Genomic DNA, 9,429 nt, shown 5'->3' with positions numbered 1-9,429 from the left:
GACGTGCCCAGCTGCATCAACGGCGTGAACCTGGAAAATGCTCTTGGCCAGATCGATGCCGACGGTGGTGATCTCCATGGGGATGGCTCCTGCATCTGCGTGGCTGCTGCTTTGACAGCAACCACATCTTGGCACCGAGATACCGTCAGTCGGAGCGGGAGCCATCCACCCCATCTGCTTTCAGACAGGCAGCCAATTTCCGCTGATGGCGCATGTCGTAAGTGATCTCAGCTCCGAACGGTCGTATGGCGCCGCCCCGCGCTTCCGCTCGGGCCGAAACCGCACTTAGGCGGGGATCGGCGAGCCGTCCCAGGCGAAGACGCCGCCGGTGTCGTTCGCGCCTAGACCGCTCATCACGCGCAGGAGATGCGCCGCGCTCTCCTCAGGCGAGAAGACACCATCGGCCGTTGGATCTGGCCGGAAGGGCCGCGACAGGTCGGAGGCGACCGTGCCCGGATGTAGGCCTACAACGATCGCCTCCGGTCGGCTGCGGGCGACTTCGATCGCGAGCGTTCGCAGAATCTGGTTCAGCGCCGCCTTCGAGGCGCGGTAGGCGTACCAGCCGCTGAGTCGGTTGTCGCCGATCGATCCGACCCGCGCCGACAAGGCCGCGAACACGCATCGCTCCCCTCGCGCCAGCAAGGGCACGAAGTGCTTGGCGACGAGCGCAGGGCCGATCGTGTTGACTGAGAAGACGGTGGCCATCGCGGCAGGGTCAAGCGCCCTGACCGTCTTCTTGGGCGAGACGCCCGCCCGGTGAAGAAGGCCGGTGGCGACGATGACCAGACCGACCTGTCCGGCTTCGCCGACCCTAGCCGCCGCCGCCGCAATCGTCGCCTCGTCGCACAGGTCGATCGGAACGGTTCGGACGCCCTGCGGGACTGACGCTTCCGAGCGCGAGAGCGCAAAGATTGGCGCGTAGGTCCGAGCCTCCGCGAGGTCGCGGATCAAGGCCCCACCTATGCCGCCGGACGCACCGACGACGACCGCGCTGGTCAGGCGCAAGGGGATCAAGCCGCGGAATCCCTATCGACCGCGGAGCCTCGGCGCCCGCGGTGAAAGATCAGACTGCGGTTGTTGGCCGGCATCACGACGCGCTCGGCCAGATGCAGATCGTGCGCTCGGGCGGCGGCCGCGACTGCCTCGATGTCGCGGATCCCCCAGGAGGCATTCCTCGCGCGCAGGCTGTCGTCGAACGCGGCGTTGCTCGGCGCGGTGTGCGCGCCATCCTCCCGGAAAGGACCGTAGAGGTAGAGGACACCACCTTCCGCGAGCGTCGCTTCCGCGCCAGCCATCAGCCCGATGGTCGCGTCCCAGGGTGCGATGTGGATCATGTTGATCGCGACGACCACATCAGCCCACGCCGCTGGCCACGGGTGACGGATCGCGTCGATCGCCAGCGGCGACCGGATGTTCGCCAACCCGGCGGCGCGGGCATGGGCGACGATGCTGCGACGGGCCGCTTCGTCGGGGTCGCTGGGCTGCCAGACGAGCGCGGGTAGCGCGCGAGCGAAATGGACGGCATGCTCACCGGACCCGCTCGCGATCTCGAGGACGAGACCGCTGGGAGAACGCGCTTGAGGACTTCGGTGATAAAGGCGGCGTTGCGAGCTGCGGCCGGCGAGAACAGGGCATCGGGCATGAGCCTCTTCTACGAGCGGCCGATACCGAGCGCATACCTCTTTGTCGCGACACGCCTGATTCGAGCTAACTATCCGCTCCAGCCCAGAGCGCGCCGCTACGACGGGCGGATCGCGGTGAGATGCTGATGGCTCCTTAGAAGGAGTTCCATCATGCCTCCAGCCAGCGATACCGCTCGCCGTCCGTGAAACCTCGGCCGTCTCATTGGCCCCAAGCCTCCGTTCCAGCCAAGCACATCTGGGCGATCCGCACTCGCTTGCAGCACGAGGGCCGCACGCGCGATCTCGCCCTGTTCAACACCGCCATCGACAGCAAACTGAGCGGCTGCGATCTCGTTCGCCTACGCGTAGCCGGTGTCCACCTCGGTGACGGCGTCCGCCTGCGCACAACCATCGTTCAGCAAAAGACCGGTCGGCCCGTACCCTTCGAGCTGACCGAAACCACCCGCGAGACGCTTGCGGCTTGGCTGCAGCTGCGGGGTCTACGTGCCGGGGACTGGCTGTTCCCGAGCCGAAGCCGCCCGGGCGAGCATCTCACGACGCGCCAGTATGGCCCGCTCGTCGATGAGTGGGTGGCGCTGATTGGCCTCGAGCCGGCGGGCTACGGCACGCATAGCCTGCGCCGGACGAAGGTCGCGCTGATCTACCGGCGAACGGGCAACCTACGAGCCTGCCAGCTGCTTCTCGGGCACACCAAGCTTCAGAGCACGGTACGCTACCTCGTCATCGAGGCAGATGATGCCTGGTGATGTCGGAGCAGACCGACATCTGGTAGTCACTGCGGCAGCCCCTGAGGCCGTCGCACCTACCCCGCGCCTTCGTCCGAGAAGGGTGGGGAGCGGACCCTGCACCTTCGCCCTAAAGCGGACGTTCCGCCCCCGACCCATGTCGGTCGTCCGGAACGCCGTCGGCTCTTCAGCAAAGCAGCCATTCGTAGGCTGCCCGGTCATTGCGGCTTGGGCTGGCAGCCGAACCTAGCGTCCCATAAAATGCGGACCTGTAGGCGTGTTTGCATCAGGAGACAGAGCAGTCGGACGCCATGTGAAGCTGTCGCCTGCAGGCTGACGAGCATCAAGGCGCCAGCCGCGACGCGACGCCAAAGCAGATGAAACATCCGGCGGCGCTCGAGGATCGTCCGCAGGTCCTCAACCTGCTCGACAGCACCTCACGACCGGCCACCGGCGCGTCGGGCCTCAGGGCGACAAAGCCACCGACCAGAAAAGGGAGAGAAGGGCTCTAAAGAGTGCCTGTGAGCGGACGTGCCACCGCGTGATCTCATGGTGGCCGTCAACTATCGACCGGCGCGCCCAAGCGATCTTGATCGTTCAGGTTCGACGCGCAACAATCTTAGCGTTCGACCATTTTAACAGTGCGATATTTTTAAATGTAACTGCCAGGCTTGTGAAATATCATTAACGCTCATGCGCGATAGCCTGCAATTCTACCCCAGCGGTCAGGTATCGGCGGTGGCTTCCTACGTCTGGTAGCAAGCGTGTGTGATACGCGCCGAGGCACCATCGTCCTTACTCCGCCCTCGCGCAGTTCCCCGCAGGATCTCATGGCATTCCACGTAGGCACCCGCATACAGCTCATTACCCTGACCGCTCTCGGCGGTATGGCAATGCTCATCGGGCTGGCGGCCTGGGACATGTCTCAGACGGTCACGGACGCGCGAGAGTTGAAGACGCGTGATCTCGTAGAGGCGGCGCAAGGGGTCCTCGCCTATTTTGAAGGCGAGGAGCGCGCCGGCCGGATGAGCCGCGATGCCGCCCAGCACGCGGCGGTAGCGGCTGTTCGTGGCCTACACTACGCGGGCAGCGAGTACTTCTGGATCCAGGACATGCAACCGCGCATGGTGTTGCATCCCAAGGCCGACCTTGTCGGCAAGGATATCACCGACATCGTCGACCCGGCGGGGAAGCATCTGTTCGTGGATGTGGTCGAACGGGTGAAGCAGTCGGGCGCGGGCTTCGTCCCATATCAGTGGCCCAAGCCCGGTATGGATCAACCGGTGGCGAAGATTTCCTATGTAAAAGGCTTCGCGCCTTGGGGATGGATCATCGGATCGGGCATCTACGCGGACGACACGGCGGCGCAAATGCGGCCGACCTTGATGCGTCTGCTCGGCGGCGCGGCCATCGTTGCGGTGATGATCGGTCTTCTCGCGACAATTATAGGCCGGAGCGTGGTGCGGCCGGTGCGGGCCATGACGGCGTTCATGACCGGTCTCGCCGCGGGGGACTTGAGCAAAGAGGTGCCGGCCAAGGAACGTCGCGACGAGATCGGTGCGATGGCTGCCGCCGTCCAGGTGTTTAAGGACAACCTGATCCGGACGCGCGCTATCGAAGCGGAGACCGCGCAGGGCGATCTAGCGGCGGAGGCGCAGCGCAAGGCGGGGATGCGCCAGATGGCCGACGACTTCGAAGCGGCGGTGGGTGGCATCGTCGGGATGGTGTCGTCCTCGGCGACCGAGCTGCAGGCCACCGCCCGGGCCCTGACCGCGTCGGCGACCGAGACGGCGAGCCAGTCCACCACGGTGGCGACGGCCGCCGAGGAGGCCGGCACCAACGTCACCACGGTGGCGGCGGCAGCCGAAGAACTCGGCGCGTCCGTGCTGGAGATCGGGCGCCAGGTCGGCGGCTCGGCGGCGCTCGCCCACGCGGCAGTGCAGGAGGCCGACCAGACTGGCACCCTGGTGCAGGCACTGAGCGCTGCGGTCTCGCGCATCGGCGACGTGGTCGGGCTGATCTCGAACATCGCCGGGCAGACCAACCTGCTGGCCCTCAACGCCACCATCGAGGCGGCACGTGCAGGCGCCGCCGGCAAGGGCTTCGCCGTCGTCGCGGCGGAGGTGAAGGCGCTGGCCGAGCAGACGGCCAAGGCCACGAGCGAGATCTCGGGCCAGATCGCGCAGATCCAGACCTCGACTGGTCACGCGGTCGCCTCGATCGGCGGCATGACCGGGCGCATCCGCCAGATCAGCGACGTGGCGACCTCGATCGCGGCGGCCGTGGAGCAGCAGGGCGCGGCGACGCAGGAGATCGTACGCAACGTCAGCCAGGCGGCTGTGGGCACGGCGGAGGTAACCGGCAACATCACCGGCGTGGCGGGCGCGGCCGAGGAGACCGGCGCGGCGGCGACCCAGGTGCTGGGCGCGGCGTCCGAGCTATCGCGTCAGTCCGAGCACCTCGCGGCGGAAGTCGATCGCTTCCTCGCGACCGTCAGAGCCGCCTGAGGTAGAACCTCACGACTGAGGCGCTCTGGCCCACGTTCAATCCCGACTTTGACGTCCGCGTCTGCTCCTTCTCGGCACAGAGGCGGACGGGCGGTGTCTCACGCCGAGCCGCCGTTCGGCTTGCGACCCATCCCGGTCGTAGAAGTCGGTCATGGCGACACCGCGGAAGCGGACAGCCGCCTCGTTGCCCGTCCGACGAAACGTCGGTCCAAGATGTACCTATTCGGAAGCAGCTCTTTCATCGCGGGAGAGCCGAAGGCGTAGCGTGTTCTTGAGCGCGCCGCGGAGGCATGACCGCAGCCTACAGCCGGATTCCGCGGACTGAACCCACAAAGTTGCCCCAAGCCGCCGCTAGCGTGGTACCTCGGCGCGATCGCGGCACATGCGCAACCCTGAAGCGACCGTTCTGTGCGCATCCTCGTTCTCGAAGACGACCCCGTGCTTTCGGACGGCCTGGTCTCAGGGTTGTCGTTGCATGGCATGACCGCGGACTGCGTTGCCACATGTGGGGACGCGATGTCGATCTTCGATGCGACGCATTACAGCGCGGCGATCTTGGATTTGATGCTGCCCGACGGCTCCGGACTGGACGTGCTGAGCCACATCCGCGCGCGGGACGACGCCACACCGGTCATGGTCCTCACCGCGATCGACGCCGTCGCCGACCGGATCGCCGGGCTCGACCGCGGCGCGGACGACTACATGGGCAAGCCGTTCGACCTGGGCGAGCTCGCAGCCCGGCTTCGTGTCATGATCCGGCGGGCGGCAGGACGCGCCTCTGCAACCTTCGCGTGGCGCGACCTCACGATCGACTTGAGCAGCCGGTTGGTCGCGCGGGCGGGCGTCGCGCTTAACCTTTCGCGCCGGGAGTTCGCCTTGCTGGAGGCGCTGATCGAGCGGCCCGGCCGTGTGTTGTCCCGAAGCCAGCTGGAAGCCCGCCTCTACGGCTGGAACGAGGAGATCGGCAGCAACGCGCTTGAAGTTCATGTCCACAATCTGCGCGCCAAGATCGGACGGGACGCGGTCGAGACCGTGCGCGGCCTCGGCTACCGCATCCGGGAGGAGCGTGCGTGAACTCCCTGCGCATGCGCCTGTTCGTTACCCTGGTCACGGCAACCGGGCTGCTCTGGCTCGCCGCCATCGCCTGGACCTATGTCGACAGCCGCGCCCAGTTCGAGAGCATCCTCGACCGCCGCCTCATGGAGGCGGCCCGCATGGTCGACAGCTTGTTCACGCCGGCGCGGGCGGGGGCCGCACGGCAGGTGGCCGAAGACGGCGACGCCCTTGCGCGGGTGGTGCGTTACGACCGTCACCTCAGCTGCCAGATCTGGTCCCTGGACGGGCGCCTGATCGGCGCCTCGGACGGGTCGCCGGATCCGGTCTTGTCGGACCAGCACGAAGGGTTCTCGAACCGCGTGGTCGAGGGTCAAGCTTGGCGTGTCTACGCCCTGTCCGACCCCGCCAAGGGCTTCCGCATCCTCGTGGGCGACAATCTCGGGCAGCGGCGGCAACTGGAGCACGGCCTCGTCGAAAGCCTGCTGCTCACCGCCGGTTGCGTGCTGCCGATCCTGGCGCCGCTCATCTGGCTCAGCGTCGGCCGGGGCCTGCGGCCGTTGAACCGCGCGACCCGCGACCTCGCCGCCCGGGATGCCGACAACCTGGAGCGGGTCGAGACCGGCCGAATGCCGTCGGAGATCCGGCCGCTGGTCGATGCGCTGAACCGGCTGTTCGGTAAGGTCGCGGCTGCGCGCGAACACGAGCGCACCTTCCTGGCCTATGCGGCGCACGAGTTGCGGACGCCGCTGGCCGGCCTGAAGACGCAGGTTCAAGTGGCCATGCAGGCGCCCGGCGCCGCCATGCGGGATGCCGCCCTCGCCCAGACCCTGCGCGCGGTCGATCAATCGGCACGCCTCGTCGAGCAACTCCTGACGGTTTCGCGCCTCGACAGCGGCGGGCGCCCAGCCACCATCGCCTGGATCCCCGTGGAGGAGCGCCTGCGCGATCTGCTTGCAGGGATGGGCGGCGTGCCGACGTCGGAGCGCGTCGCCTTCGCGCCCGCCCTCATCGAGCTCGAGATCCAAATGGACGAGGACCTGTTCGACCTCGCCATGCGCAACCTGATGGAGAACGCCCTGTCGATGACCCCGCCGGAGGGGGCGATCACCTGGGATGCCGCGCTCGGCGCGGATGGAAGCGCCACCCTGTCGATCACCGACGAGGGACCCGGCATTGCCGAGTCGGAGCGCGCCCTGGTGATCCAGCGCTTCGTGCGCGGCAGCCGGCGGGCGAAGCTCGGCAGCGGCCTCGGCCTCTCGATTGTCACCATGGCGCTGATGCAATCCGGCGCCCGCCTGCACCTCGACGGACGGGACGGCGGCCCCGGCCTCAAGGCGAGCGCGATCTTCGGCCCCGGGCTCGCCAGGCGTGCTCCGCCCGCTACGGCTCGCCTTTGACCCGGGCGAGGTAGTCGACGATCACCCGCGCATCCTCCGGCGTGATCGGAGCCTTGTAGGCGGTGATCATCTTGTCGACGACCGCATGCCACTCCTCCCGCGAGAGGGCGGGCTGGTTCAGGGTGTGGTCGGCGGAGTGACAAGCCGTGCAGTTCGACGCGATGACGTCGAAGCCCGGCCCGGCGGGGAAACCAACATCGTCGCCGAAGGGCAAGTCGATTTCGGGCGTCGGGCGAAGCTCCAGCGGCGCGGCGGCGAAGGCCAGCACCGGGCCGGCAAGAAAGCCGGCAATGAGGCCGGCCAGCAGGGTGGTGCGGAGGGATCGGGACATGGTCGCGCTCACCCCTCAGGCCGCCACGAGGTCGAGGGTCTCGACCTGGTTGGACATGTACCCCCCCGGGTTCCACACGCGCCGCATCGGCTGCATCACCCGGTCGGTGTTGATGCAGCGGGCTATCAAGGTGTGCGCCCCGCGAGCGGGGAGGCTGATCGTGGCCTGCCATTGCCGGAAGCTGTAGGTGCCCTCATCCTTGCCAAGGGTCGTGGGCTGCCAGGTCCGGCCGCCATCGAGCGACAGGTCCACCGCGGCGACCCCGCGGTCGCCCCCGAAGGCGATGCCGCGCACCAGTTGCGGCGCCCCGACCGGGACGATGTCGCCCGGCTTGAGGTTGGTCACGAATGCGCGGGGCAGGTTCCGGGTGATCGGGATCATGCCGAAGCCCTTCTGCCCGGGCTCGACCGTGTAGTGGGGCGTATCCGGCACCCGGTAGCTCCGGGTCGTCCAGACGCTCGGGTCGGGGTGGTCTGTCACTTCGATGTCGTCGAGCATCTTGATCCAGTAGACGGCCGACCAGCCGGGGACGATGAGCTTGAGCGGAAAGCCGTTGAGCATCGGCAGTTGTTGGCCGTTCATCGCAAAGGCCAGCATGACCTCGCCGTCGCGGGCGTGATCGATGTCGAGAGCCTTCACGAATCTCGGTGCGTCAGGCAGCTGCGGCTCATCGAGGCCGCCGAACTGCACATGGGTAGCCCCGGCCTTCACGCCGGCGCGATCAAGGACATCCTTGAGGCGCACACCGGCATAGAGAGCGTTGCTCATGGAGCCGTTCGCCCATTGGGCACCGGCGACCCGGGGCTGCGCGTAGAGACGCGAATTGCCGGCGCACTGGCTGACCGCCGCGATCTCGAAGCGCGGCAGATCGTGGATCAACTCACGCAGCGACAGCGCCTGCGACCGCTCGACGAGGCCGTGGACCTTCAGGGCGAAGCTGTCGGTGTCGATGCGAGTCGGGAAGGTGGCCCAATGCCAGCTGACGAAGTGCTGGTCGTTCGGGGTGAACACGCCGGTGTCGAAGACCTCGAACGGCGTCTCCAGCCAAGGCGGCCGGGTGCGCTGGACGATCATACGCCCCTTCTCGGGATATATCGTGGTCATGGGCCGGGTGCTCGGGCCGCCCGGGATATGGAAATCAAAGATGTCGGCGCGAGCTCGGCCGGCGAGCAGGCCCATCCCGCCGAGGGCGGCGGCCGACAGAAGGCCGCGGCGGCTCGGAGACGATAACGTGGTGTGTTGAGGCATCGAATCCAAAGTTCCGCTGAGCCGGAGCCCAAGAGGCCGGCGCAGGGTCTCCGCGCCCCTCAGCTTAAGGGCACCTTAAATGCGCTGGGGCTCGTCGTGGAACGTGGTTAGATGGATTGACGACCGTGCGGTGTAAGACGAGAGTAGGAAGAAGCAGACGCTGTCGCCCCCGTTCGCTATCCTCTTCGAACTCCTTGCGCATGCGCTCTGGGATTTGGCCACCAAGTCGACCGAGGCTGACGTCTGCGATTTACAATCGGAAACGCGGCTCGGCTGTTGGTTCGGCTAGCCTCACGCCTCCCTTCACCCAACCACCTTCCACGACGAGCCCCAGCGCATTTAAGGGTCCCTTAAGCTGGGGGGCGCGGAGACCCTGCGCCGGCCTCTTGTGCTCCGGCTCAGCGGAACTTTTGATTCGATTCCCCAACACACCACGTTATCGTCTCCGAGCCGCCGCGGCCTTCTGTCGGCCGCCGCCCTCGGCGGGATGGGCCTGCTCGCCGGCCGAGCTCGCGCCGACAT

General features: G+C 67.2%; 6 protein-coding genes and 2 pseudogenes. 4 read left to right on the top strand and 4 right to left on the bottom strand.

The genetic code is table 11. From position 1 onward, the window contains the following. Positions 1–285 precede the first annotated feature (285 nt). Both MKK55_RS20915 and MKK55_RS20910 read right to left on the bottom strand, forming a co-directional pair. Positions 286–1,011, bottom strand: a complete 726-nt coding sequence (locus tag MKK55_RS20915; protein WP_243937464.1) for an SDR family NAD(P)-dependent oxidoreductase — start codon at positions 1,009–1,011, stop codon at positions 286–288. Further along, a pseudogene (locus tag MKK55_RS20910) lies at positions 1,011–1,642 on the bottom strand (DUF938 domain-containing protein). The gene MKK55_RS20915 and the pseudogene MKK55_RS20910 overlap by 1 nt, the downstream one beginning before the upstream one ends. A gap of 202 nt (positions 1,643–1,844) precedes the next feature. Here MKK55_RS20910 and MKK55_RS20905 point away from each other — a divergent pair. The 4 genes and pseudogenes from MKK55_RS20905 to MKK55_RS20890 all read left to right on the top strand — a co-directional run bounded on the left by MKK55_RS20905 (position 1,845) and on the right by MKK55_RS20890 (position 7,328). Further along, a pseudogene (locus MKK55_RS20905) lies at positions 1,845–2,415 on the top strand (tyrosine-type recombinase/integrase). 783 nt (positions 2,416–3,198) lie between these two features. After that, positions 3,199–4,875, top strand: coding sequence for a methyl-accepting chemotaxis protein (locus MKK55_RS20900; protein ID WP_243937462.1), 1,677 nt, complete (start codon positions 3,199–3,201; stop codon positions 4,873–4,875). Positions 4,876–5,283: 408 nt separating this feature from the next. After that, on the top strand, positions 5,284–5,949 hold the full coding sequence (locus MKK55_RS20895) for a winged helix-turn-helix domain-containing protein (protein ID WP_243937460.1): 666 nt from the start codon (positions 5,284–5,286) through the stop codon (positions 5,947–5,949). Beyond that, on the top strand, positions 5,946–7,328 hold the full coding sequence (locus tag MKK55_RS20890; protein WP_243937458.1) for a sensor histidine kinase N-terminal domain-containing protein: 1,383 nt from the start codon (positions 5,946–5,948) through the stop codon (positions 7,326–7,328). The genes MKK55_RS20895 and MKK55_RS20890 overlap by 4 nt, the downstream gene beginning before the upstream one ends. On the opposite strand, the gene MKK55_RS20885 is transcribed toward MKK55_RS20890, so the two are convergent. Then, complete coding sequence (locus tag MKK55_RS20885) at positions 7,312–7,659, bottom strand: cytochrome c (protein WP_243937456.1); 348 nt, start codon at positions 7,657–7,659, stop codon at positions 7,312–7,314. The two genes, MKK55_RS20890 and MKK55_RS20885, sit on opposite strands and share 17 nt — an antisense overlap. 15 nt (positions 7,660–7,674) lie before the next feature. Further along, positions 7,675–8,907, bottom strand: a complete 1,233-nt coding sequence (locus MKK55_RS20880) for a molybdopterin-dependent oxidoreductase (RefSeq protein WP_243937454.1) — start codon at positions 8,905–8,907, stop codon at positions 7,675–7,677. Positions 8,908–9,429 lie beyond the last annotated feature (522 nt).

Origin of the sequence: Methylobacterium sp. J-059 (genome assembly GCF_022829485.1) — a bacterium.
Taxonomy (GTDB): Bacteria; Pseudomonadota; Alphaproteobacteria; order Rhizobiales; family Beijerinckiaceae; genus Methylobacterium.
Note: the sequence above shows the minus strand (reverse complement) of the source record. Positions and strands in the feature narration are given on the sequence as shown.